Origin of the sequence: Streptomyces griseorubiginosus (assembly GCF_017614965.1) — a bacterium.
Taxonomy (GTDB): domain Bacteria; phylum Actinomycetota; class Actinomycetes; order Streptomycetales; family Streptomycetaceae; genus Streptomyces; species Streptomyces griseorubiginosus_B.
The window spans coordinates 1-23148 of the sequence record NZ_WVUG01000037.1 but is presented as its reverse complement, the minus strand read 5'-3'; the positions used below and the strand labels follow the sequence as shown (position 1 = coordinate 23148).

At 70.4% G+C, this 23148-nt stretch carries 24 protein-coding genes; 7 read left to right on the top strand and 17 right to left on the bottom strand.

Annotated features, from left to right (window positions below):
* The first annotated feature begins 45 nt into the window (after window positions 1–45).
* Together GRC12_RS10310 and GRC12_RS10305 are read left to right on the top strand one after the other, a co-directional pair.
* Window positions 46–873: a helix-turn-helix domain-containing protein gene (locus GRC12_RS10310; protein ID WP_208778893.1), complete on the top strand. Its 828-nt coding sequence runs from the start codon at window positions 46–48 to the stop codon at window positions 871–873.
* Window positions 870–1058 (top strand): DUF397 domain-containing protein, encoded by a 189-nt coding sequence (locus GRC12_RS10305; RefSeq protein ID WP_208778892.1) that lies wholly within the window; start codon window positions 870–872, stop codon window positions 1056–1058. Before GRC12_RS10310 ends, GRC12_RS10305 begins: the two co-directional genes overlap by 4 nt.
* Here GRC12_RS10305 and helR read toward each other — a convergent pair.
* A complete protein-coding gene (gene helR / locus GRC12_RS10300; RefSeq protein WP_208778891.1) occupies window positions 1036–3198 on the bottom strand; it encodes an RNA polymerase recycling motor ATPase HelR in 2163 nt (720 codons plus the stop codon). The two genes, GRC12_RS10305 and helR, sit on opposite strands and share 23 nt — an antisense overlap.
* Window positions 3199–3344: 146 nt before the next feature.
* Here helR and GRC12_RS10295 point away from each other — a divergent pair, with 146 nt between their 5' ends.
* Window positions 3345–4112: a DUF4253 domain-containing protein gene (locus GRC12_RS10295; protein ID WP_208778890.1), complete on the top strand. Its 768-nt coding sequence runs from the start codon at window positions 3345–3347 to the stop codon at window positions 4110–4112.
* Between the two features lie 7 nt (window positions 4113–4119).
* Here the strand turns inward: GRC12_RS10295 and GRC12_RS10290 are convergent, their stop codons facing one another.
* Both GRC12_RS10290 and GRC12_RS10285 read right to left on the bottom strand, forming a co-directional pair.
* A complete protein-coding gene (locus GRC12_RS10290; RefSeq protein WP_208778889.1) occupies window positions 4120–4977 on the bottom strand; it encodes an arylamine N-acetyltransferase family protein in 858 nt (285 codons plus the stop codon).
* A gap of 220 nt (window positions 4978–5197) precedes the next feature.
* Window positions 5198–6100: an SAM-dependent methyltransferase gene (locus GRC12_RS10285; RefSeq protein ID WP_208778888.1), complete on the bottom strand. Its 903-nt coding sequence runs from the start codon at window positions 6098–6100 to the stop codon at window positions 5198–5200.
* A gap of 280 nt (window positions 6101–6380) precedes the next feature.
* On the opposite strand from GRC12_RS10285, the gene GRC12_RS10280 reads away from it, so the two are divergent.
* Window positions 6381–6578, top strand: coding sequence for a hypothetical protein (locus tag GRC12_RS10280; protein ID WP_208778887.1), 198 nt, complete (start codon window positions 6381–6383; stop codon window positions 6576–6578).
* A 5-nt stretch (window positions 6579–6583) separates the two neighbouring features.
* On the opposite strand, the gene GRC12_RS10275 is transcribed toward GRC12_RS10280, so the two are convergent.
* The 7 genes from GRC12_RS10275 to GRC12_RS10245 all read right to left on the bottom strand — a co-directional run bounded on the left by GRC12_RS10275 (window position 6584) and on the right by GRC12_RS10245 (window position 14108).
* Window positions 6584–6952: a DUF805 domain-containing protein gene (locus GRC12_RS10275; RefSeq protein WP_208778886.1), complete on the bottom strand. Its 369-nt coding sequence runs from the start codon at window positions 6950–6952 to the stop codon at window positions 6584–6586.
* Window positions 6953–7253: 301 nt separating this feature from the next.
* Entirely contained in the window at window positions 7254–8246 is a 993-nt protein-coding gene (hemB, locus tag GRC12_RS10270; protein WP_208778885.1) for a porphobilinogen synthase, read from the bottom strand.
* A gap of 120 nt (window positions 8247–8366) precedes the next feature.
* Window positions 8367–10070, bottom strand: coding sequence for a uroporphyrinogen-III synthase (locus tag GRC12_RS10265; protein WP_208778884.1), 1704 nt, complete (start codon window positions 10068–10070; stop codon window positions 8367–8369).
* Entirely contained in the window at window positions 10067–11026 is a 960-nt protein-coding gene (hemC, locus tag GRC12_RS10260) for a hydroxymethylbilane synthase (RefSeq protein ID WP_208778883.1), read from the bottom strand. The genes GRC12_RS10265 and hemC overlap by 4 nt, the downstream gene beginning before the upstream one ends.
* A complete protein-coding gene (locus GRC12_RS10255; RefSeq protein WP_208778882.1) occupies window positions 11023–12819 on the bottom strand; it encodes a glutamyl-tRNA reductase in 1797 nt (598 codons plus the stop codon). Before GRC12_RS10255 ends, hemC begins: the two co-directional genes overlap by 4 nt.
* The gene (locus GRC12_RS10250; RefSeq protein WP_208778881.1) at window positions 12816–13580 is read right to left on the bottom strand and encodes a redox-sensing transcriptional repressor Rex; all 765 of its coding nucleotides are present in this window, start codon (window positions 13578–13580) and stop codon (window positions 12816–12818) included. The genes GRC12_RS10255 and GRC12_RS10250 overlap by 4 nt, the downstream gene beginning before the upstream one ends.
* Before the next feature lie 246 nt (window positions 13581–13826).
* The gene (locus tag GRC12_RS10245) at window positions 13827–14108 is read right to left on the bottom strand and encodes a glutaredoxin family protein (protein WP_208778880.1); all 282 of its coding nucleotides are present in this window, start codon (window positions 14106–14108) and stop codon (window positions 13827–13829) included.
* A 95-nt stretch (window positions 14109–14203) separates the two neighbouring features.
* Between GRC12_RS10245 and GRC12_RS10240 the strand changes: the two genes are divergently transcribed.
* The 3 genes from GRC12_RS10240 to GRC12_RS10230 all read left to right on the top strand — a co-directional run bounded on the left by GRC12_RS10240 (window position 14204) and on the right by GRC12_RS10230 (window position 17676).
* Window positions 14204–15115, top strand: a complete 912-nt coding sequence (locus GRC12_RS10240) for an HAD family hydrolase (protein ID WP_133043501.1) — start codon at window positions 14204–14206, stop codon at window positions 15113–15115.
* Window positions 15116–15436: 321 nt separating this feature from the next.
* The gene (locus tag GRC12_RS10235) at window positions 15437–16210 is read left to right on the top strand and encodes an ECF subfamily RNA polymerase sigma factor, BldN family (RefSeq protein ID WP_133043502.1); all 774 of its coding nucleotides are present in this window, start codon (window positions 15437–15439) and stop codon (window positions 16208–16210) included.
* Window positions 16211–16455: 245 nt separating this feature from the next.
* Window positions 16456–17676, top strand: coding sequence for a DUF5667 domain-containing protein (locus tag GRC12_RS10230; RefSeq protein WP_208778879.1), 1221 nt, complete (start codon window positions 16456–16458; stop codon window positions 17674–17676).
* A gap of 69 nt (window positions 17677–17745) precedes the next feature.
* Here the strand turns inward: GRC12_RS10230 and GRC12_RS10225 are convergent, their stop codons facing one another.
* The 7 genes from GRC12_RS10225 to GRC12_RS10195 all read right to left on the bottom strand — a co-directional run.
* Window positions 17746–18798, bottom strand: coding sequence for a lysophospholipid acyltransferase family protein (locus GRC12_RS10225; protein ID WP_208778878.1), 1053 nt, complete (start codon window positions 18796–18798; stop codon window positions 17746–17748).
* A 14-nt stretch (window positions 18799–18812) separates the two neighbouring features.
* Window positions 18813–19874 carry an NAD-dependent epimerase/dehydratase family protein gene (locus GRC12_RS10220; RefSeq protein ID WP_133043505.1) on the bottom strand — a complete coding sequence of 354 codons (1062 nt, stop codon included), beginning with the start codon at window positions 19872–19874 and terminating at the stop codon, window positions 18813–18815.
* Window positions 19875–20122: 248 nt separating this feature from the next.
* Window positions 20123–20221: a 30S ribosomal protein bS22 gene (locus GRC12_RS10215; RefSeq protein ID WP_003948845.1), complete on the bottom strand. Its 99-nt coding sequence runs from the start codon at window positions 20219–20221 to the stop codon at window positions 20123–20125.
* Between the two features lie 156 nt (window positions 20222–20377).
* Complete coding sequence (locus GRC12_RS10210) at window positions 20378–20587, bottom strand: helix-turn-helix domain-containing protein (RefSeq protein WP_016437488.1); 210 nt, start codon at window positions 20585–20587, stop codon at window positions 20378–20380.
* A gap of 129 nt (window positions 20588–20716) precedes the next feature.
* Window positions 20717–21532 (bottom strand): phosphatase, encoded by an 816-nt coding sequence (locus GRC12_RS10205; protein WP_208778877.1) that lies wholly within the window; start codon window positions 21530–21532, stop codon window positions 20717–20719.
* Between the two features lie 104 nt (window positions 21533–21636).
* Window positions 21637–22809 carry an acetoin utilization protein AcuC gene (locus GRC12_RS10200; protein ID WP_208778876.1) on the bottom strand — a complete coding sequence of 391 codons (1173 nt, stop codon included), beginning with the start codon at window positions 22807–22809 and terminating at the stop codon, window positions 21637–21639.
* On the bottom strand, window positions 22760–23148 hold a 389-nt coding region (locus GRC12_RS10195), incomplete at its 5' end, for an MFS transporter (protein WP_208778875.1). The genes GRC12_RS10200 and GRC12_RS10195, both read right to left, overlap by 50 nt.

Here is a 23148-nt window from a genome sequence, read left to right as displayed (position 1 = left end):
CTCGCACCCGGTGACGTACGCGTCCCGAGGGGGAGGGAGTCCTGCATGAGCGCCAGGAGGCCACCGCGGCCGAAGAACCTCACGTCCATGAAGATGCTGGGCAAGCAACTGGGCGCCGCGCGTCGCGCCGCGGGCCTCACCCAGAACTCCCTCGCCGCAGCCGTCCGGGTCGATGAGGAGACCATCGCCTCGATCGAGCAGGGCAGACGGGCCCTGAAACCGGACTTGGCCGCCGCGCTCGACGATCTCCTCCAGACCAGGGGCGTGTTGTCGGCGGGCGTGGCCAACCTCCCGGACATCGACCAGTTTCCGATGTGGGCGGAGCTGTACATGGAGCATGAGAGGGAGGCGATTGCGTTGTCCTGGTACGACAACGCCGTGCTTCCCGGTCTTCTCCAGACGGATGCGTACGTCCGCGCCGTACTCTCCAACCGCGTTCCTGCGTACGGCACGGACGAGATCGAGACGAGTACAGCGGCCCGCTTGGAACGCCAGAAGATCCTGCATCGCAGGAACCCGCCGACCCTGAGCTTCATCGTGTGGGAGCCGGTCCTGCACATGCGCATTGGTGCGGCAGATGTGCGCCGCGAACAGCTGCGTCACCTGCGAGCAGTGGCTGAACTGCCATGCGTGTCCCTGCAGTTCCTGCCATTGAGCAGCCCGTATCACGCGGGAATGGACGGCCCCTTCACCCTCCTTGAAACACCGGACCACCAACACCTCGCGTACACCGAATCGCAGCGCGGCAGCCAGTGGGTTTCCGACGCGGATGAGGTGTCCAGGCTGGCGCGCAAGTATGCGATGCTGCGGACACAGGCCCTGACCACACAGGACTCCAGGGATCTGCTCGACCGCCTGCTAGGAGAGCAATGAGCGCCGAAGCACTTCAGTGGTTCAAGTCGACGTACAGCGGCAGCGAAGGCGGACAGTGCGTCGAGGTAGCCACCACCCCCCACACCATCCACATCCGCGACTCCAAGAACCCCGCAGACACCGGCCCCACCCTTCAGGTCACCCCGGCCGCCTGGGCCGCCTTCACCGCGAGCGGGTGCTGCTGAGCACCACGAGCCGTTGGGTCGCCCGGGTCATCGCCACATAGTGGTCGACCGCGCCCTCGATGCCGTCCCCGAAGCTCTCCGGGTCGACGAGGACGACCAGGTCGAATTCCAGCCCCTTGGACAGTTCGGGGGTGAGTGAGCGGACCCGGGGTGTCGTCGGGCGGTACGTGGGGGCGCCGATGACACACGCGATGCCGTCGGTGTTCGCGCGAAGCCAGTCGTCCACGACCGCGTCCAGGTCGGCGGCCGGGCCGTGCGTGACCGGGACTCCGCCGCTGCGGATGGAGGTCGGCACGTTGGCGTCGGGGAGCACGGCCCGGATGACCGGCTCGGCCTCCGCCATGATCTCCTGCGGGGTCCGGTAGTTGACGGTCAGGGAAGCCAGTTCGACGCGGTCGAGTCCGACGCGTTCGAGGCGCTCCCGCCACGACTCGGTAAAGCCATGCCGGGCCTGGGCGCGGTCGCCGACGATGGTGAAGCTGCGGGACGGACAGCGCGAGAGCAGCATCTGCCACTCCGCGTCGGTCAGTTCCTGCGCCTCGTCGACGACGATGTGCGCGAACGGGCCCGCGAGCAGGTCCGGTTCGGCGGCGGGCGGCGCGTCCAGGGGGACCAGGGAGTTCTGCAGGTCCTGCCCCTTCAGCATGGTCATCAGCATGCGCTGCCAGTCGTCGTCGGTCCGCAACAGGTCCTCGGTGACCTGGGCCCGGTACGCGCGTTCGGCGGCGACCTCGGCCTCGTGCCGGCGCCTGCGCCGAGACGCCTCGGGATCGCCGAGCCGTTGCCGTGCCGCGTCCAGGATCGGCAGGTCCGACACCGTCCAGGCCTGCGGCTCGGCGCGCTGGAGGCGTCGTACGTCGTCCCGGTCGAGCCAGGGAGCGCACATGCGCAGATAGGCAGGCACCGACCACAGGTCCCCTACCAGGTCGGCCGCCTCGATCAACGGCCAGGCGCGGCCGAGGGCGGCGTTCAGCTCCTCGTTCCGGCGCAGCGCCCTGCGGAAGAGGTCGGGGGAGACGTCGCCGTCGTACTTGTCCGTCAGGATCTCGACCAGTTTCTCCCAGACCTGGTCGCGGGCCTCGTTGTGGGGGGTGCCGGGCTCCGGGGCGTCGAAGGCCTCGGCCCAGTCGTCGGCGGTGAGGGGGATGCCGACCCAGTCGAGGGTGACCGTCATACCCTCGGTGGGCGGCTCCTCGTAGAACCGGACGGCCTTCTCGACCGCCTTCACCAGGCCCGCGGAGGCCTTCAGCCGGGCCACCTCCGGATCGCGCTCCACGCCCGCCGTCTCCCCCTCGGTGACGAGGTCCCGCAGGACGCAGGTCTGCACGCCCTCCTCGCCGAGGCTGGGCAGCACGTCGGCCACGTACGCCAGATACGGCCGGTGCGGGCCGACGAACAGCACGCCGCCGCGCCGGTGGCCGAGGCGGGGGTCGGAGTAGAGGAGGTGGGCGGTGCGGTGCAGGGCGACGACGGTCTTGCCGGTGCCGGGACCGCCGTCGACGACGAGCGCGCCCCGGGAGCCCGCGCGGATGATGGCGTCCTGGTCTGCCTGGATGGTGGCCAGCACGTCCCGCATGCGCTCGGAGCGGTTGGTGCCGAGGCTGGCGATGAAGGCGGACTGGTCGTCGAGCGCGACGTTGTGCTCCAGCTGGTCGGCGGTGAACACCTCGTCCCAGTAGTCGCTGATCTGCCCGTCGGTCCAGCGGTAGCGGCGGCGGCTGACCAGGCCCATCGGGTTGGCGTGGGTCGCCGCGAAGAAGGGCTCGGCGGCCGGGGAACGCCAGTCGGTCAGCAGGCGGCGGCCCTCGTTGTCGGTGAGCCCGAGACGGCCGATGTAGACGGGCTGCTCGGGGTTGTCGGCCTCGACCATGCGCCCGAGGCACAGGTCGAGACCGAAGCGGCGCAGGGTACGCAGGCGTCCGTTCAGCCGGTGCACCTCGATGTCCCGGTCCATGGCGGCCTGGCCGATGCCGCCGGGCGCCTTGAGCTCGGCGTCGAGGCGTTCGGACACCTCGCTGATCGCCTGCTCCAGGCTGGCCGCGATGGCCGCGAACTGCTGCTCGTCGCGGGCGATCAGTGCGGGGTCGGCTTTCGCGGTGAGGTTGCCGGAAAGGTCGAAAGCGGACAAAGACACAGACAATTCCTGAATCCCCCATTTACCCAGCTTCTCGGCTTCGGCCTGCGATTGTGCGCCACGAGGGGGGCCTTGCCGCAAGGCCCCCCATGAGCTATAGGTTGAAAGTGGCGGGGAGTGTGGTGTCAGTGCCTCCCTCTACAGTCACCGACATGGCGACACTTCCGAATCCCCTTCCGAGGCTCACATCCCTCGGCTTGGAGCTGCCCGCGGGCCGACTGGTCGACGAGACGACCGAAGGCCCCTGGCACGAACCCCTGTTGTGGCTGGCAGAGGAACAGGCGACGCCCGGTGCCTGGGCACGTCTGGGGGGAGCCGTGCCGCGAGTCGGGCTGCTACCGGTCCTCTTGGACGTGGGCGGAGGCCATGGCGGGCCGGAGGGCTGGGAGTTGATGCCCGGAGAGGTCTCTTATCCCGGTGATCACGACGCCGACGAGGTGCTTGCCGAGTTCTGGGACGAGGACCCGCCGGAGGACGAGGACTGGCCGGGGCCGGCGCCTTCCCCGGTGTCGGCCGCCGACCCCGACGAGCGGGCCGCCGCGGTCGCCGACTCCCTCACCGAGGGGCGGCCCTGGTTCAAGGAGCCGCACCTGGCACTGGTGCCCGCCCGCCGCAGCGCCGACATCCCGGCGGCCGTCGGCTGGAGCGGACCGGTGAATTACGAGGAGGACGTCGCCCGTCTCTGCGCGGTGCTGCGCTCGTGGGAGGACCGCTTCGGCATACGGGTCGTGGCGTTGGGCTTCGACCACCTGGCCGTCTCGGTGGCGGCGCCGCCGACCGACCTCGCCGAGGCGGAGGCGGTCGCCGCCGAGCACTACGCGTTCTGCCCGTACACCGTCCTGGTGGACACCGGCGACACCCTCACCTCGTACGCGCAGAAACTGCTCGGCGAGCAGGTGTGGCACTTCTGGTGGGACTGACCGGGCGTCACGGCAACAAGGCCATCCCCTCCGGCGCCACGACCCCGAACTCCCCCTCCAGCAGCCGCCGAGCCTCGATCTCGTCCGCCAACTCCCGCTCCCGTACGGACCCGTCGGACCGTGTCTCCGTCAACACCCGTCCGTGCAGCAGGAGGTGCCGCTCGGCGTCGACGCTCTGCACGTACAGCCGCTGGGTGAACGGCGAGCGCGGGTTCGTGGCGACGTGCCAGTTGATGACCTCGAAGTCGGCCCGCTCGAACGGCTCCAGCGTGAACGCGTACTGCGCCTGCCAGGGCCCGTCCGAGGCGACGCCGCCCTTCTCGTCGCCGTAGGCCTGCAGCACCCACAGCTCCAGCGGCCCCGGGTGCGGCACGGTCACCAGCCGGTGCCGCCGCCCGGCGTCCCGGAACTCGGTGCCGGCGAGAAGCGGCACCGGTTCCAGCAGCGCCCCGATCGCCCCGAAGCCGACGTCGGCGAGATACGGCAGCGGCTCACCCGGTACCTCCACCAGCAGGGCCATATGGGTGCGCGGGCGGCTCTCGATGCGGTCGGCGCCCACCACGACCCGTGCCGTCAGCCGCCTCACCCGGAACCCGAGGGCCTCCAGGATGCCGGCGAGCAGCGTGTTGTGCTCGTAGCAGTAGCCGCCGCGCCGCCCCCGCACCAGCTTGGCCATCAGGTCGGCGGGCGCCAGCGAGGGAGCCGTACGGCGCAGGGCGTCCAGGTTCTCGAAGGGGATGCCCCGCATGTGCGCCAGATGCACCCCCCGGAGGGTTTCGGCGTCGGCCCGCCGCGGCCCCTCCCAGCCGATCCGCCCGAGGTACACGTCAAGGTCGGACTCCACGAACTCCACTGTGTCGGACATGCCCTCACCGTAGACACCACCACCCACCGCGTCCGTCCCCCCACGGTCGGAGCCGACCCCGACATTCGCCCTACTTCCGCAGCCCTCGTACGACTCCGGGAGGCGGGCCCAGAGGAACTGCGGGACGAGGGTTCGTGCCCGCAGCCTAGGGATGTGCGTGCCGTCTACAACGAGATTTCCGGGATATGGACGGAGCCGCCTCTCGGACCTATCGCACCTCTCAGGCCTTGCGGCCGATCCCCGCGTAGATGTTGATGTCGGCGTCCGTCACGTCGTTGATGTCGGCGTACCGGATCTTCTCGATGGCGTCGAGGGTCTCCAGGTAGGAGGCCTCGGGCTGCTCCGGGACCGGGGCGGCGTTGTCGGCCCGCCAGCGGTGGACGGGGACGACGCCGGGCTCGGCGATGTCGAGGGAGTTCTCCGTGAAGAACCGCTCAACCTCGGCCTTGGACCGCAGCACGAAGGTGAGCCCCCGCTCGGTGTACGTGCGCTGGAGCGCCCGGATGTTGTCGGGGTTGAGGTCATCGGTGAGGTGGCTGAGCACCAGCCGGCTCCCGGAGGGCAGCGCCTCCATGAGCTCGCGCACGATCGGGTAGGCCTCCGTGTCCTCGACGAAGTGCAGGATCGCCACCAGGCAGAGCGCCATCGGCTGGTCGAAGTCCAGCGTCTTCGCGGCCTGTTCGAGGATGTGCGCCGGGTTGTTGAAGTCGGCGTCGACGTAGTCCGTACGGCCCTCGGGCCCGCTGGTGAGCAGGGCACGGGCGTGGGTGAGCACCACCGGGTCGTTGTCGACGTACACCACCCGGGCGTCGGGGATGATCCGCTGGGCGATCTGGTGGACGTTCTCCGCGGTGGGCAGGCCGGTGCCGATGTCGAGGAACTGACGGATGCCGTCGTCCTGGGCGAGTGTGTTCACCGCGCGGCGCAGGAAGTCCCGGTTGTGCCGAACGTCGAGGTAGCCGCGCGGGTTGACGGCGAGCCCGGCGGCCGCCGCGGCGCGGTCGACCGGGTAGTTGTCCTTGCCGCCGAGGAAGACGTCGTAGACCCGGGCCGAGTGCGCCTTGGTGGTGTCGATCCTGCCGCGCAGCAGGGCGGGGTCTTGGCTCAGTGCGTCACCGGACACGGGTGTCTCCTGGGGAGTCGAGGCGGTCGTACGGGCGACCGCGACCAGTCGCCAACAACCTAACTCCCGGCCGGACTTGATGGTGCCCGACCGGCGATCCCGCCGTTCCGGCACCCGCGATCCGTCCCACGAACCCTCTGCGGGAAATGACATCCCTGCAGGTCAGAGGTCACCCCGTCACCTCGGCGTCCCGAATCTCGCGCGGACCGTGGCGCCGGCGGGCGATCATCACTCAGGCTGAGGCCCGCACCCAGCCACCCCACAGAAGGCCCCCACGACCATGCCCGCCATCCGCCGCTCGCTCACCGCCCTGCTCCTCGCCGCGCTCGTCACGTTCGGCCTGACGGGATGCCAGGACGGCACTGGCCTCAAGGACGAGGGCCCGGCGACCAGTCACGCCCGGTCCCTGCACGCCCCCGGTCCCCCGCACACGACGAGGCCGCCCGGCGGGGAGCCGGGCGGCCTCGGAGGTCGCTGAGGAGATCAGCCGGCGTAGACCGGCGCCTCCTTCGGGTTCGGGCCGTACTTGTTCTGACCCGGCTCGCTGTCCAGGCAGGTGAAGACCAGCAGCGTGATGCCGCCGACGAGCGGGACGATCCCGAACAGCAGCCACCAGCCGGAGCGGCCGGTGTCGTGCAGCCGGCGGACACCGACGGCCAGGCTGGGGAGCAGGATGGCGAGCCAGAAGATGACCAGGAGGATCGAGAACGCGGACGACTTCGTCGCGACGGACAGCACGCTCAGCACCACGTAGATGATGCCGACGAACAAGGTGTACATCCAGTACTCCTTGCGGCGCGCGCGCCCGTTGAACACCGCGTACTTCTTCAGCACTTCGAGAAACCAGCTCATGGTGCGTCCCCCAGGGATCGACGTTCGGACCATCCGGAACGGATCAGGCCAAGCGCAGAAGGTAGGGACGCTGACGAGAACTCGTCAATCCCGCGTGACCGGCCCACAAACCCCCGTGACCACCCCGCGGGTGCCCGGAAATACGGACAGATCCATCCAAGATCCATCACCGACCACGGCGAATCGCTCGCCGGGCAACGCGGGTTCACGCGATCGAGTTGCTTCCGTTGCCGAACCGAAGGCGTTCCGATGCCGGTCGGTGGCCGATTCGAGGCCTGATCTGTTCCGTACCGTTGCCGGTTCAGCGCACCTTTCGCGCCACCTCGGTCGCCCAGTACGTCAGGATGTTCCGCGCGCCGGCCCGCTTGATGCCGGTGAGGGCCTCCAGGATCGCCCGGTCGCGGTCGATCCACCCCTTCTCGGCGGCGGCCTCGATCATCGAGTACTCGCCGGAGATCTGGTAGGCGGCCACCGGCACGTCCACGCTGTCGGCGACCCGCGCGACGATGTCGAGGTAGGGCCCGGCGGGCTTGACCATCACCATGTCGGCTCCCTCCTCAAGATCCAGCGCCAGCTCCCGCAGCGCGTCGCCCACGTTCGCCGGGTCCTGCTGGTACGTCTTCCGGTCCCCCTGGAGCGAGGAGCCGACGGCCTCGCGGAAGGGCCCGTAGAACGCGGAGGCGTACTTGACGGTGTAGGCGAGGACGGCCACGTCCTCCCGGCCGATCTGGTCGAGCGCGTCCCGGATGACCCCGATCTGCCCGTCCATCATGCCGCTGGGGCCGACGACATGGGCGCCGGCGTCGGCCTGCACCTGGGCCATCTCGGCGTACCGCTCCAGCGTCGCGTCGTTGTCGACGCGTCCCTGCTCGTCGAGCACACCGCAGTGCCCGTGATCCGTCGTCTCGTCGAGGCACAGGTCGGACATGACCAACAGCTCGTCGCCGACCTCGGCGCGCACATCGCGGATGGCGACCTGCAGGATCCCGTCCGGGTCGGTGCCCGGCGTCCCGATGGCGTCCTTCTTCGACTCCTCCGGCACCCCGAACAGCATGATCCCGGAGATCCCGGCCTCCACCGCCTCCGCGGCCGCCTTCTTCAGGCTGTCCCGCGTGTGCTGGACGACACCGGGCATCGCGGCGATCGGCACGGGCTCGCTCACACCCTCCCGCACGAAGGCGGGGAGGATGAAGTCGGCCGGGTGCAGCCGCGTCTCGGCGACCATGCGCCGCATCACGGGAGTGGTCCGCAGCCGACGGGGTCGGGTACCGGGAAACGATCCGTACTTCGACATGCCCTCTACGCTACGCCCGCCCCGGGGGCCACTTTGCCGACGCCGTGTCGAGCGCACACCGGCGGCACCGGAAACGGGTGGAGCGCCCCGCACGGGACGCTCCACCTCCTTACCTACTCCTCAGGTCGTCCGGCGTCGCCGGGCCCCCGGCCGCCGCTCGCTCGGCCGGGTCACCGGGTCCCCGGCCTCCAGCGCGGCGGTACGGCGGCGCAGGCCGTAGTCGGCGAGTGCCTCCGCCAGCTTGTGCACGGACGGCTCCGGGGCCATGACGTCCACCCGCAGCCCGTGCTCCTCGGCGGTCTTCGCGGTGGCCGGACCGATACAGGCGATCACCGTCACGTTGTGCGGCTTGCCCGCGATGCCCACCAGGTTCCGCACGGTCGAGGAGGACGTGAACAGAACGGCGTCGAAACCGCCGCCCTTGATCGCCTCCCGTGTCTCCGCCGGCGGCGGCGAGGCCCGCACGGTCCGGTACGCGGTGACGTCGTCGACCTCCCAGCCCAGCTCGATGAGCCCGGCGACCAGGGTCTCGGTGGCGATGTCGGCGCGCGGCAGGAACACCCGGTCGATCGGGTCGAAGACCGGGTCGTAGGGTGGCCAGTCCTCCAGAAGACCGGCCGCGGACTGCTCCCCGCTCGGCACCAGGTCCGGCTTCACACCGAAGGCGACCAGCGCCTTCGCCGTCTGCTCGCCCACCGCGGCGACCTTGATCCCCGCGAAGGCCCGGGCGTCGAGCCCGTACTCCTCGAACTTCTCCCGCACGGCCCGGACGGCGTTCACCGAGGTGAACGCGATCCACTCGTAGCGCCCGGTCACGAGCCCCTTCACGGCCCGCTCCATCTGCTGGGGTGTGCGCGGCGGCTCGACGGCGATCGTCGGGACCTCGTGCGGCACGGCCCCGTAGGACCGCAGCTGGTCGGAGAGCGAGGCCGCCTGCTCCTTCGTCCGCGGCACGAGAACCTTCCAGCCGAACAGCGGCTTGTTCTCGAACCAGGACAGCTGGTCGCGCTGGGCGGCGGCGGAACGCTCACCGACCACGGCTATCACCGGTCGGCCGCCGTCCGGGGAGGGCAGCACCTTCGCCTGCTTCAGCGTCTGCGCGACTGTGCCGAGCGTCGCGGTCCAGGTCCGCTGCCGGGTGGTCGTACCGGCGACCGTGACGGTCATCGGGGTGTCCGGCTTACGGCCGGCCGACACCAGCTCGCCCGCCGCCGCGCCGACCGAGTCGAGCGTCGTGGAGACGACGACCGTGCCGTCCGAGGCGCCCACCTCCGTCCAGCACCGGTCGGAGGCCGTACGGGCGTCCACGAACCGCACGTCCGCGCCCTCGGCGTCCCGCAGCGGCACACCGGCGTACGCGGGCACGCCGACGGCCGCGGCGACACCCGGCACGACCTCGAACGGAACGCCCTCACGGACGCACGCCAGCATCTCCTCGGCGGCGTAGGCGTCCAGGCCGGGGTCCCCGGACACCGCACGGACGACCCGCCTGCCGCCCCGCGCGGCCTCCATGACAAGATGTGCGGCATCCCGTACCGCGGGGGCCCCAACGGTTGTTGACGTGCCGTCAACGACCGCCAGCTGAGGTGTGCCCGTGCCCGGAACAGGGTCCGACGAAGGACCCCCGTCCGTGTGCACCTCGGCGACGCCCTGCCTGGCGTGCTGGCGCACCACGTCGAGCACGTCGTGCTCGGCGACGAGGACGTCCGCGTTCGCCAGCGCCTCCACGGCGCGCAGAGTCAGCAGTCCCGGATCCCCGGGTCCGGCACCCAGGAAGGTGACGTGCCCGTGATCGAGGCCGGTGGGAAGGGTGGTGGGGCTCACTGTGCTCGCTCCCCCATCAGACCGGCCGCGCCCTGGGCAAGCATCTCGGCCGCGAGCTCACGGCCGAGCGCCGTTGCCTGGTCGTATGTCTCGGGCACGGGACCGGTGGTGGACAGCTGCACCGTACGGACGCCGTCGGTCGTGCCGACGACGCCTCGCAGGCGCATTTCCTTGACAATCTGCCCGTCGGCCAGAAGGTCGGCCAGCGCGCCCACAGGGGCGCTGCAGCCGGCCTCCAGGGCGGCGAGCAGTGACCGTTCGGCGGTCACGGCGGCCCGGGTGAACGGGTCGTCGAGTTCGCCGAGCGCGGCGATCAGGTCCGCGTGGTCCGCGGCGCATTCGATCGCCAGGGCCCCCTGGCCGGGGGCGGGCAGAACCGTGTCTATCGACAGGAAGTCGGTGACCTCGTCGATCCGGCCTATCCGGCTCAGGCCGGCGGCGGCCAGGACGACGGCGTCCAGCTCGCCGTCGTGCACGTACCGGATCCGGGTGTCGACGTTCCCCCGGATCGGCACGGTCTCCATGTCGAGCCCGTGCCCGCGCGCGTACGCGTTCAGCTGGGCCATCCGCCGCGGCGAACCCGTCCCGATCCGCGCCCCGCGAGGCAGGTCGGTGAACTTCAGCGCGTCCCGGGCGACGATGACGTCCCTCGGGTCCTCACGCTCCGGTACGGCGGCCAGGACCAGGTCCTCGGGCTGCGCGGTCGGCAGGTCTTTGAGCGAATGAACCGCGAAGTCGACCTCACCCCGCAGCAGCGCGTCGCGCAGCGCCGTGACGAACACACCGGTGCCGCCGATCTGCGCGAGGTGCTCGCGGGAGGTGTCGCCGTACGTGGTGATCTCGACCAGCTCGACGGGCCGGCCGGTCACCCGGCTCACGGCCTCCGCCACCTGCCCGGACTGGGCCATGGCGAGTCTGCTCCGCCTGGTCCCCAGTCTCAGTGTCCTGTCACTCATGCCGGCCCTCGGTCCTTGCTGTTCTCGGGTTCGTCGTCGGCGCGCTCGGCGCGGGAGACGGCCGCGACCGTCTCCTGGTCCAGGTCGAAGAGGGTGCGCAACGCGTCCGCGTACCCAGCCCCGCCCGGCTCAGCCGCGAGTTGCTTGACCCGTACGGTCGGCGCGTGCAGCAGCTTGTCGACGACACGTTTCACGGTCTGCGTGATCTCGGCGCGGTGCTTGTCGTCCAGCTCCGGCAGCCGCCCCTCGAGCCGCGCGATCTCGTTCGCGACGACATCGGCGGCCATGGTCCGCAGCGCCACCACGGTCGGTGTGATGTGGGCCGCCCGGAGCGCCGCCCCGAAGGCGGCGACCTCGTCGGCGACGATCCGCCGCACCTGGTCGACGTCGGCCGCCATCGGCGCGTCCGCGGACGCCTCGGCCAGCGACTCGATGTCCACCAACCGCACCCCGCCCAGCCGGTGCACGGCCGCGTCGATGTCCCGGGGCATGGCCAGGTCCAGCAGGAACAGCACGGGCGCGGGCCGCGGCGGCCCGACCACGGGTTCGGGCTTACGCCGCTCCGGGATCCGTCCGACGGTGGCGGCGAGCGCGGCCAGCGCGACGATGGCGTCGGCGTCCTGCGCGGGATCGAACGAGGCACCGGCCCCGCCCGTCTGCGGCCGAGGCGCGTTGTCCACCCAGGCGGCATGCTGCTCAAGCTCAGCAGCAGCCATCCCGGCCACGGCCCCTTCCCCGATCACGGAGAAGTCGGCGACGGCCTGTATGGGGGCCAGATCAAGCGGACAGCTCTCATCGCCCTCGCCGCTCAGGCTGCGGGCATTCGTGCCGTCGCCCTCGCCGCTCAAGCTGCGGGCATTCGTGCCGCCTAGGGCGGCACGGGTGGGCGCAGGCGGCACCCCGCCACCGCCGGGCTGCGCGTCCAACCCCCGGCCGGCGCCAGCATCCGGCACCCGCCCAGACACCGCCGCAGCAACCGCCTCGGCGGACAGCACCAGCCCAGTGGCCCCCGTACAAGACACCACAACATCGGCACGTGTCAGCTCACCCGGCACCGATTCCATCGACACCGCCCGAGCCGCAACCCCGCTGTCACCCCCGTCGGAGAGGATCTCCGCAAGCCGCTCGGCCCGATCAGCCGTACGGTTCGCGATCACCACCTCACCGACCCCGGCCCGCGCCAACGTCGCCGCGGCCAGCGACGACATCGACCCGGCCCCGATGACCAGCGCCTTCTTCCCCCGGGCCCACGCCCGCACATCCGCACCGGCGGCCAGCTGCTCCAGACCGAAGGTCACCAGCGACTGCCCGGCCCGGTCGATCCCCGTCTCGGAGTGCGCCCGCTTCCCGACCCGCAACGCCTGCTGGAACAGATCGTTGAGCAGTCGCCCGGCGGTGTGCAGATCCTGCGCCTTGGCCAGCGAGTCCTTTATCTGCCCGAGGATCTGCCCCTCACCGACGACCATCGAGTCCAGTCCGCAGGCCACGGAGAACAGATGGTGGACGGCACGGTCCTCGTAGTGCACGTACAGATAGGGCGTCAGCTCATCGAGTCCCACCCCGCTGTGCTGCGCCAGCAGCGTCGACAGCTCGGCGACACCCGCGTGGAACTTGTCCACGTCCGCGTACAACTCGATCCGGTTGCACGTCGCCAGCACCGCCGCCTCGCTCGCCGGCTCCGCGGCGACCGTGTCCTGCAACAGCTTGACCTGGGCGTCCATCGCCAGCGCGGCCCGCTCCAGCACGCTGACCGGGGCGCTGCGATGGCTCAGCCCGACGACGAGGAGACTCATGCCGGCATCACGGCGGGTACGTCCCCGTCGGGTCCCTGCTCGGCGGAGTCCTCGCGCGGGGCGGCGGCCGGGTGCGAACCGTCGGCCGCCGCGCCCTCCTCCACGGCCTTGCGCTGCTCGTGGAAGGCGAGGATCTGCAGCTCGATCGAGAGGTCGACCTTGCGCACGTCGACACCGTCCGGCACGGACAGCACGGTCGGCGCGAAGTTCAGGATGGAGGTGACCCCGGCGGCCACGAGCCGGTCGCAGACCTGCTGGGCGGCACCGGCGGGAGTGGCGATCACACCGATCGACACGCCGTTGTCCTCGATGATCTTCTCCAGGTCATCGGTGTGCTGCACGGGGATCCCGGCGACCGGCTTGCCGGCCATCGCCGGATCGGCGTCGATCAGCGCGGCGACCCGGAAGCCACGGGAGGCGAAACCGCCGTAGTTGGCCAGGGCGGCGCCGAGGTTACCGATACCGACGATGACGACCGGCCAGTCCTGGGTGAGCCCCAGCTCGCGGGAGATCTGGTAGACGAGATACTCGACGTCGTAGCCGACACCGCGGGTGCCGTACGAGCCCAGGTACGAGAAGTCCTTGCGCAGCTTGGCGGAGTTGACCCCCGCCGCGGCCGCGAGCTCCTCGGAGGAGACCGTGGGTACCGAGCGCTCCGACAGTGCGGTCAGGGCTCGGAGGTACAGCGGAAGCCTGGCGACGGTGGCCTCGGGAATCCCTCGGCTACGGGTCGCCGGTCGGTGAGTTCGGCCAGTTGCCACGGTGCTCCTGCGGGTAGAGCGGGGCTGCAGGCGGTCACACGTTCCTGGACCGCCCCGTCGAATGCAGGCTATGTCTTTGTGAACGCGTGCACAAAGATGGTGTCCGATTTGCCCGGGCAACGTGACCGGGGTCACGCACTCACGTCCCAGGCGCATCCCAGGGGGCAAAACCGACACTCTCCTCGCGAATCCCGCCCCCGAGACCAGATCTCCGTCGATCCTAAGCGACTTCCGGGCCGCCTTGTACTAATCAGTCAGTTCCCGGCGCAGCCGGCCCTCGTCGACACGCCAGAACGTGTGCTGCTTCCCGTCGACGAGCACGACCGGGATCTGCTCCCAGTACTCGTCGTACAGAGCGCGGTCTTGGGTGATGTCCTTCTGCTCCCAGGACACGCCGAGTTCGTCACAGACTTTCTCCACGACGAGCTGCGCGTCCTCGCACAGATGGCAGTCGGGCTTGCCGATGAGAGTGACCAACCGCTCATGCGGAGCGGGCTTACGCCGGAAGATGGAAGCCATGTCGGCCATTGTCCCGCCTGTTTAACGACACGGTCGTGCAGTGTTCACAGCCTCCAAACCTCTCGACTCCGGAACCACCGAACAAACTGGCTATGCTCACGGGCATGGCCGCTCTCGGATGGCTCACTCCCCGTAGGCGCTCCGCCACGGCGCGGAGCGTGTTGGCAGGCGAGGCCTCGGCGGAGGCCGCGCGCAAGTCCTCGCAGGACGTCCCCCACGAGGAACCGGAGTTCCCGGTCCTCGGCGACGACAAGGCTGCCGCGTTCTTCGACCTGGACAACACCGTGATGCAAGGTGCTGCCCTCTTCCACTTCGGCCGGGGCCTGTACAAGCGGAAGTTCTTCGAGACCCGCGACCTCGCCCGGTTCGCCTGGCAGCAGGCGTGGTTCCGCCTCGCCGGCGTCGAGGACCCCGAGCACATGCAGGAGGCGCGCGACTCCGCGCTGTCCATCGTCAAGGGCCACCGCGTCGCCGAACTGCAGTCGATCGGCGAGGAGATCTACGACGAGTACATGGCCGAGCGCATCTGGCCGGGCACCCGCGCCCTCGCCCAGGCCCACCTGGACGCCGGCCAGAAGGTGTGGCTGGTAACAGCGGCCCCCGTGGAGATCGCCACGGTGATCGCCCGCCGGCTCGGCCTCACCGGCGCCCTCGGCACAGTCGCCGAGTCGGTCGACGGCGTCTACACGGGCAAGTTGGTCGGCGAGCCCCTGCACGGCCCCGCGAAGGCGGAGGCGGTGCGCGCCCTGGCCGCGGCGGAGGGCCTCGACCTCTCCCGCTGCGCCGCCTACAGCGACAGCCACAACGACATCCCCATGCTGTCCCTGGTGGGCCACCCCTACGCCATCAACCCGGACACCAAGCTCCGCAAACACGCCCGAAACCTCGACTGGCGCCTACGGGACTACAGGACGGGCAGGAAGGCCGCGAAGGTCGGCATCCCGGCGGCAGCGGGAGTGGGCGCGGTGGCGGGCGGCACGGCAGCCGCGATCGCCATCAGCCGACGCCGCCGCTGAGCGCCCCCACGGCCCCGCACCCAAAACACAAGGCGTACCCCCCAACCCGCGCCTCCAGTCCCCTTGTCGGCGCACAGCCACAACACGCCCTGATCCCACCCCCAACCCGATCCTTTCCGATCAACAACCGGTCACTCTCCGGCACTTGACAGGGCGTCATTCGGTTACAGAAGCGACGTAATCGATGATTTGAGCAACTCGGTGTAGCAGCGCCTGCACGAAGCGTTATTCTCCTCAGACGCAAACCGGTACCCCTCCGTCGCTACGACGGGTGAACGGTCCCGCACTGCACGTGATGGAAGCTCTGCCTCTGGGAGTCCCGTGTCCTCACACGTCGGGGTTGACGCCTCGGGCCTGGCTACGCTGCGCGCAACGGTCCAACGGCTGCTGCGCGACTTCGTCCCCACCGCGTACGCCGTCCCCGCTCTCGCCGTAGCCACCACCCCCGTCGGCCCGTGCTACGCGCTCGCGGACGGCGGCGCCGCCGTCGGCAGACGCGGTCGTACGGCCGGTGCCACCACCGTCCGCCGTCCCGCCGCGGACAGCGACAGCGCGCGGATGATGGACCTGGTCGAGCGCGCCCAGGCCGGCGAGGCCGACGCCTTCGGACGCCTCTACGACCAGTACAGCGACACCGTCTACCGGTACATCTATTACCGCGTCGGCGGAAAGGCCACCGCCGAGGACCTCACCAGCGAGACGTTCCTGCGCGCCCTGCGCCGCATCGGCACGTTCACCTGGCAGGGCCGCGACTTCGGCGCCTGGCTGGTCACGATCGCCCGCAACCTGGTGGCCGACCACTTCAAGTCCAGCCGCTTCCGGCTGGAGGTCACCACCGGCGAGATGCTCGACGCCAACGAGGTCGAGCGCTCGCCCGAGGACTCCGTCCTGGAGTCCCTGTCGAACGCCGCGCTGCTGGACGCCGTGCGCCGGCTGAACCCGCAGCAGCAGGAGTGCGTCACGCTCCGCTTCCTGCAGGGCCTGTCCGTCGCCGAGACCGCGCGCGTGATGGGCAAGAACGAGGGCGCCATCAAGACGCTCCAGTACCGGGCCGTCCGCACCCTCGCCCGTCTTCTGCCGGACGACGCCCGCTGAGCCGGCACCGCGACCGGCACCCTCAGTGACGCCCAACTCGCCCACAGTGAAAGTCCGTTGACTCCTCGATCCGTTCATCCGCCGTCCGTAACCCAAGTGCCGCGCCGCTCGTTGTGCGGGATGCAGGCTCCCTGTGGTCACTCCCCGGCCGACTCCGATCGCCCGATCGTGTGGATGTCGTCGGGGCGTGCAACCCTCAGGACCCCCTGGGGAGTCGACCGTCATGACGAGAGGAGGTGCCGCCAGTGATCGCGAACGTATCGGCGCACCGGCGGGCGAACGCCTTCGCCCAGGCCCTGGACGAGCAGCCCGACCGGGACACGGCGGCCGAGCAGTCCGAATCGCCCCCACCGGCGGCGGAGCGGACCGAGCAGGCCGAGCTGTTGGCCCTGGTGGTCGACCTCGGCGAGCTGCCCAAGCCGGAGCTGGACCCCGAGGTCAAGGTCGTCCAGCGGGCCCGGCTGGTGGCCGCGTTCGAGGCCATGCTGCAGGAGGGCGCGGGTGGCGAGGCGGCGGATGCTGCGGTGCCCGAGCAGCGCTCCCACCGCGCCCGGGGCTCGCACCGGGCGAGTGGGCTGGGCAAGCTGCGTCCGCGATCCCGGCTGACCAAGGGGCTCGCCGCGGGCGGGCTCAGTGTCGGTGTCGCCGCGGGAGCCTTCGGCGGGGTCGCCGCCGCCAGCTCGGACGCGCTGCCCGGTGACTCGCTCTACGGCCTCAAGCGCGGCATCGAGGACTTCAAGCTCAACTACCTCACCGACGGCGCCGACGAGCAGGGCCAGGCCTATCTCGACCTGGCCTCCACCCGGTTCAACGAGGCCCGCCGGCTGCTCGACCGCGGCCGCGGCGGCCATCTCGACCACGAGTCCCTGGGCGAGATCCGGCGCACCCTGTCGGGCATGACGCACGACGCGAGCGAGGGCCACCGCCTGCTGCACGAGGCGTACGAGCGCGACCCGCAGCAGCTCGGCCCGATCCAGGCCCTCTCCGCCTTCTCCCGCTCCCACCGCGAGGCCTGGGGCGCCCTGCGCGACAAGCTGCCGGTCCAGCTCGGGGACGTCAGTGAGCAGGTGTCGTCGGTGTTCGCCGCCATAGACGAAGAGGTCGCCCCGCTGCAGTCGCTGCTCCCCCAGCCCCCGGCCCAGGACGGCGACAGCGGCCGGCACGGCTCGGGTACGGCGTCGACGGGCACGTCCGGCTCCGGCCACGGCTCGACGGCACCCGGCACGGGCGGCGACGGCACCTCCGAGACCGGCCACTCCAGCGGCCCCAGCAAGTCGGCGTCGACCGGCAACGACGGCCTGCTCGGCGGCAACACGGGCGGCCTGCTCGACCCGCCCAAGTCCAGCGGCAGCGCCTCCCCGTCCGAGACCAAGTCCCCCACGACCAACCCGGACGTCACCATCCCACCCCTCCTCCCGGGCATCCTCCCCGGCCTGGGCATCAACGGCGAGGAAACAAACTCCTAGCCGGTACGACAGTGGGGGCGCCCCTCCTGGGAGGGGCGCCCCCACTGTCGTACTCGAAACCCCGAAAGTTCAGAAGAACACCGACCGCCGCTGCACCAACAGCTTGTACAGGGTGTGCTGGATCTGTTCCCTGACCTGGTCCGTCAGGTTGAACATCAGCATCGGGTCCTCGGCGGCCTCCGGCGGATAGCCGTCCGTCAGGATCGGCTCGCCGAACTGGATCGTCCACTTGGTCGGGAGCGGGATGGCACCCAGGGGACCCAGCCACGGGAAGGTCGGCGTCAGCGGGAAGTACGGGAAGCCCAGCAAGCGGGCCAGGGTCTTCGCGTTGCCGATCATCGGGTAGATCTCCTCCGCGCCGACGATCGAGCACGGGATGATCGGTGTGCCCCTGCGCAGGGCCGTGGAGACGAAGCCGCCACGGCCGAAGCGCTGCAGCTTGTAGCGCTCGCTGAAGGGCTTGCCGATGCCCTTGAAGCCCTCCGGCATGACCCCGACCAACTCGCCCTGCCCGAGCAGCCGTTCCGCGTCCTCCGCGCAGGCCAGGGTGTGGCCGAGCTTGCGGGCCAGTTCGTTGACCACCGGCAGCACGAAGACGAGGTCCGCGGCCAGCAGGCGCAGATGCCGGCCGGCGGGGTGGTGGTCGTGGACGGCGACCTGCATCATCAGGCCGTCCAGCGGCAGCGTCCCGGAGTGGTTGGCGACGATCAGCGCACCGCCCTCGGCCGGGATGTTCTCGACGCCCTTCACCTCGACCCGGAAGTACTTCTCGTACACCGGGCGCAGCAGGGACATCAGGACCTGGTCGGTCAGCTCCTCGTCGTACCCGAAGTCGTCGACCTCGTAGTCGCCGGTGAGGCGCCGGCGCAGGAAGTCCAGCCCCCCGGCGATCCGGCGCTCGAGGCCACCGTCGTCCCGCGGCTTCTCGGCCGGCTGTTCCTCACGCGTCACAGGGACATCATCCTGCGCCGGACCCATGCCCGGCAGGGGCTGGACCTCACCGACCAGCGCGGAATCCGTGTTCTTGCGCCTGCTCCCCGCGCCCCGGCGCCGCGTCGGCCGCTGCACGGCGCTCCCGCGGGACCGGTCGTCGTCGAACGGAATGACCTTGGCGTCCGCCATCGTTGATGCGCTCCTCAGTTGGCGCTCTGCGTCGGGGGGTGGCCACCGCCCAGGACGGGCAGTGCGGCGATCCGGTCGACGGCCCCGGCGAGGGCCTCCGGCGGCAGCAGTCCGGGTCCGTGACTGCGGGCGAAGTCCGCGAACGTCTCCGCGGTCGTGTACTTCGGCCTGAAGCCGAGCGTCTCTCGCATCTGGTCCGTCGCCACGACCCGGCCGTGCGTCAGCAGCCGGATCTGCTCGGGCGAGAAGTCCGTCATTCCCAGCGTACGCACCAGCGAGCCGGCCCACGTGACGGCGGGCAGCAGCAGCGGCACGGTGGGCTTGCCGAGCCGCCGTGAGCACTGCGACAGCAGCAGCACGCCGTCACCGGCGATGTTGAAGGTGCCGCTGTTGAGCGTGCCGCGCTCCGGCTCGTGCGAGGCGATCCGCAGCACCTCCATCACGTCGTCCTCGTGCACGAACTGCAGCCGCGGGTCGTAGCCGAACACGGTCGGCAGCACGGGCAGCGAGAAGTACGAGGCGAGCGGGGTGTCCGCGGCCGGCCCCAGGATGTTGGCGAACCGCAGCACGGCCACCGCCACATCCGGCCGCCGCCGCGCGAATCCGCGGACGTACCCTTCGACCTCGACCGCGTCCTTCGCGAACCCGCCGGAGGGCAGCGACTTGGGCGGGGTCGTCTCGGTGAACACGGCCGGGTCGCGCGACGCGGAACCGTAGACGTTCGTACTGGACTTCACCACCAGCCGCTTCACCGTCGGCGACTTCTGGCAGGCACCCAGCAGCTGCATGGTGCCGATGACGTTGGTCTCCTTGACCGTGGTCCGGCTGCCACTGCCCAGCGCCATCGCCGTCACGTCCAGGTGTACGACCGTGTCGGCGGCGGTCTCCGCGAGGACCCGCGCGATGCCGGGCTGCCGGATGTCGGCCTGGATGAAGTCGGCGCCCCCGAGATGGTGCTCGGGAGGGACCGCGTCCACGGCGATGACCCGGTCCACCTGCGGGTCACGCTGAATCCGTCGTACGAACCGGCCCCCGAGCCTGCGGGCCACTCCGGTCACTAGCACGACCTTGCCCAAGATCAGCGCCTTCCTTCCAGACCGTCCGGTAGTCGTAGCCTGCCGCGTTCCCCGTGTGCGGCCAACTTAGCGGGTCGATGTTGCGCTGTGATGACCGCCCAATGCACGAAGTAACGACATCCACAGACGTACGAACAGACCAAGCCATGTGAATCGCGTGCGTAGGCACCGACACGCCGGGAGCGCATATGCGTGTGGCCCCCCACCCAGTCTGGTGGGGGGCCACAGAACACGCTCTACGGCGCCGCTTACTTCTTGTTGCGACGCTGAACGCGCGTGCGCTTGAGCAGCTTGCGGTGCTTCTTCTTGGCCATCCGCTTGCGCCGCTTCTTGATAACAGAGCCCACGACTACCCTCGCTCACTTCTCATCACTCGGTGTTTGGGCGCCATGGGCCCACACGACCTACGAGGGGCTAGCCTACCGGTCCGAGCGCTGAGGTCGTAATCGAGGTTGCCGGGGGAGATCCCGAAGTGCCCTGAGGATCCCCCCGAAGCCACGTCGTCAGGCGGTTTCCACCCCCACGTAACTCTCGCGGAGGTACTCGTGAACCGCGTTCTCGGGGACGCGGAAGGACCGCCCCACCCTGATCGCGGGCAGATGACCGCTGTGCACCAGCCGGTACACGGTCATCTTCGACACTCGCATCACCGAGGCGACCTCCGCCACGGTAAGGAACTGAACCTCGCTCAGAGGCCTCTGCTCAGCAGCCATGACACACCTGAACCTTCCGCACTCGACGGCCACCGGCTTCCCCTTCCGGTGACTCTTCGTCGCTGCGTGCTCACTCCCCAATGTAGGGGCGGGTGATGCGAGTGGGGAAGAGGTGCACCCATCGCAGGCCTACTGTGACAGACACGCTCGATTGAGTACGTAGCGGGTCAGCGGCCGGTAGTAAGCGGACCGCACGGCGTCATCAAGTGGAACGACGACGGACACGCGCCCCTCGGCCTCCCCCACGAACAGGGCGGGGTCGTCCGTGTCGGCGAGACCGATGGCCTCGAACCCCAGCTGACCTGCCCCGCAGACCCAGCCGTGGTCTCCGACGACGATCTCGGGCAGCGGCCCGCCGCCCTCCGCGGCCGCCATCAGCGCCAGTCGAACCGGGAGCGGTGAGTGCGTGTGTGCGCCGGTCGCACAACCGGGGCGAGAGGCACCGGGTCGCCGGACGAGCGCGACTCCTCGTACGTACTCAAGGTTGTACGTACGTAGACCGAACCGGGTCGTTATGTCGACACGGCGACCATGCGCCGGTGTGAGGACGGCACATCCCGCCGCCGACAGCGCGTCCGCCAAGGCTGCGTAGAAGCCGAGCAGCCGGTGCGGGTGTCCGGTGCCGAGCAGCACGGGAGCGCCACGCTGGGCGACCACGGCCAGACGCCCGGCGAACGCGTCCAGAGCGGCCAGTGTCCGTTCCGGATCGATCACATCATGACCGGAAACATGGGCAGGATCACCCGAAACCCCACACTTGTCCGCCATCAAACCGATCACATCCCGCTCCCGCCACGTCCCTTCGGGATCGAGACCGATCAGCACCCGGGGATCCCGCGCGGCGAAAAGCCGATAACTGCGCAGACTCTCCTCCCGCGAGGTGGCGACGGCCCCGGCGAGACGAGCGGCCAGCAGATGGGCTCGCAGGGCCCCGGTGCTCCACACGTCAGCGATGGTGACGGACGGCCACGGCCCGGACCACACGAACAGCCAAACACCGCACAGTTGGCGTAACGGCCTGTACGGCGCGGCCGGGCCCGCCGGGCCGGCTACGCCAGCAGACCCCGCAGCGGGAACACCGCCCGCCGGGTCGCCAGCACCGCCTGGTCCAGGCGGTCGGCGGGGTCGTACCCCTGGTCCCAGCCCGCGAAGGACACCGGCCACCGCCCGTCCGTCATCCGCGCCGGCGCCAACTGCCGGGTCCGCGCGAAGACTTCCTGCCGCCAGCCCTCCGGGATCGTCGCCTCCGGCTCCACCGGCCGCCCCGCCGCGATCCCCACGAGATGCGTCCACGACCGCGGCACGACCTCGACCACGGCATAACCACCGCCGCCCAGCGCGACCCACCGCCCGTCGGCGTACTCGTGCGCCAGCTCATGACAGGCCACCTGCACGGCCCGCTGCGCGTCCAGGGATACGGCGAGATGCGCGAGCGGATCCTCGAAGTGCGTGTCGGCCCCGTGCTGGCTCACCAGCACCTGCGGCCGGAAGTCCGCGATCAGCTCCGGCACCACCGCGTGAAAAGCCCGCAGCCACCCCGCGTCCCCGGTCCCCGCCGGAAGCGCGACGTTGACCGCCGACCCCTCCGCCGAGTCCGCGCCCGTCTCCTCCGGCCACCCGGTCTGCGGGAACAGCGTCCGCGGATGCTCGTGCAGGGAGATCGTCAGAACTCGCGGATCCTCCCAGAAGGCCGCCTGCACCCCGTCCCCGTGGTGCACGTCCACGTCGACGTAGGCGACCCGCTCGGCCCCCAGCTCCAGCAGCCGCGCGATCGCGAGCGAGGCGTCGTTGTAGATGCAGAACCCGGACGCACCGCCCGGCATGGCGTGGTGCAGTCCGCCCGCGAAGTTCACGGCGTGCAGCGCCTCACCCCGCCACACGGCCTCCGCCGCCCCCACCGACTGCCCGGCGATCATCGCCGACACCTCGTGCATCCCGGCGAAGGCGGGATCGTCCATCGTCCCGAGGCCGTACGCCCCGTTCGCGGCCCCCGGATCCGCCGAGGCCGCCTTCACGGCCGCGATGTAGTCCTCCCGGTGGACGAGCCGCAGGGTCGACTCCCCGGCGGGCTTGGCAGCCGCCACATGGACGTCCTTGTCGAGCCCGAAGGCGTCGACAAGCCGCCGGGTCAGGGCGAGCCGGACCGGATCCATCGGATGGTCCGGACCGAAGTCATAGCCCGTTACTCCCTCGTCCCACATCAGCTGTGCGCGGCCGCTCATGCCCGCCACCGTATCGGTCCGACGCGGGAGCGAACGAGCGGGCGTAGACCAGGGTCACCAGCACCAACACCATCGGCACGAGCATCGCCCAGCGGTAGCTCCAAGCGTCCCCCAGCGCCCCCACGAGCGGGGACCCGATCAGAAAGCCGACGTAGTTGAACACATTCAGCCGGGCCACGGCCGCGTCGGACGCCCCCGGGAACAGCCGCCCGGCGGCCGCGAAGGTCTGCGGCACCAGCACACACAGCCCGAGCCCCAGCAGAGTGAACCCGAGCATCCCGACCCACGGCCCGGGCGCGACAGCCACCACGGCGAACCCGCCCGCCGCCACCACCGCCC

Excerpts from the sequence above, each read along its gene's own strand:
- GRC12_RS10305 (WP_208778892.1), top strand. The coding sequence starts at position 870 with ATGAGCGCCGAAGCACTTCAGTGGTTCAAGTCGACGTACAGCGGCAGC.
- GRC12_RS10275 (WP_208778886.1), bottom strand. The coding sequence starts at position 6,952 with ATGAGCTGGTTTCTCGAAGTGCTGAAGAAGTACGCGGTGTTCAACGGG.
- GRC12_RS10295 (WP_208778890.1), top strand. The coding sequence starts at position 3,345 with ATGGCGACACTTCCGAATCCCCTTCCGAGGCTCACATCCCTCGGCTTG.
- GRC12_RS10225 (WP_208778878.1), bottom strand. The coding sequence starts at position 18,798 with ATGGCGGACGCCAAGGTCATTCCGTTCGACGACGACCGGTCCCGCGGG.
- GRC12_RS10310 (WP_208778893.1), top strand. The coding sequence starts at position 46 with ATGAGCGCCAGGAGGCCACCGCGGCCGAAGAACCTCACGTCCATGAAG.
- GRC12_RS10280 (WP_208778887.1), top strand. The coding sequence starts at position 6,381 with ATGCCCGCCATCCGCCGCTCGCTCACCGCCCTGCTCCTCGCCGCGCTC.
- GRC12_RS10245 (WP_208778880.1), bottom strand. The coding sequence starts at position 14,108 with ATGGCCGACATGGCTTCCATCTTCCGGCGTAAGCCCGCTCCGCATGAG.
- GRC12_RS10240 (WP_133043501.1), top strand. The coding sequence starts at position 14,204 with ATGGCCGCTCTCGGATGGCTCACTCCCCGTAGGCGCTCCGCCACGGCG.
- GRC12_RS10210 (WP_016437488.1), bottom strand. The coding sequence starts at position 20,587 with ATGGCTGCTGAGCAGAGGCCTCTGAGCGAGGTTCAGTTCCTTACCGTG.
- GRC12_RS10255 (WP_208778882.1), bottom strand. The coding sequence starts at position 12,819 with ATGAGTCTCCTCGTCGTCGGGCTGAGCCATCGCAGCGCCCCGGTCAGC.
- GRC12_RS10290 (WP_208778889.1), bottom strand. The coding sequence starts at position 4,977 with ATGTCCGACACAGTGGAGTTCGTGGAGTCCGACCTTGACGTGTACCTC.
- hemC (WP_208778883.1), bottom strand. The coding sequence starts at position 11,026 with ATGAGTGACAGGACACTGAGACTGGGGACCAGGCGGAGCAGACTCGCC.
- GRC12_RS10200 (WP_208778876.1), bottom strand. The coding sequence starts at position 22,809 with ATGAGCGGCCGCGCACAGCTGATGTGGGACGAGGGAGTAACGGGCTAT.
- hemB (WP_208778885.1), bottom strand. The coding sequence starts at position 8,246 with ATGTCGAAGTACGGATCGTTTCCCGGTACCCGACCCCGTCGGCTGCGG.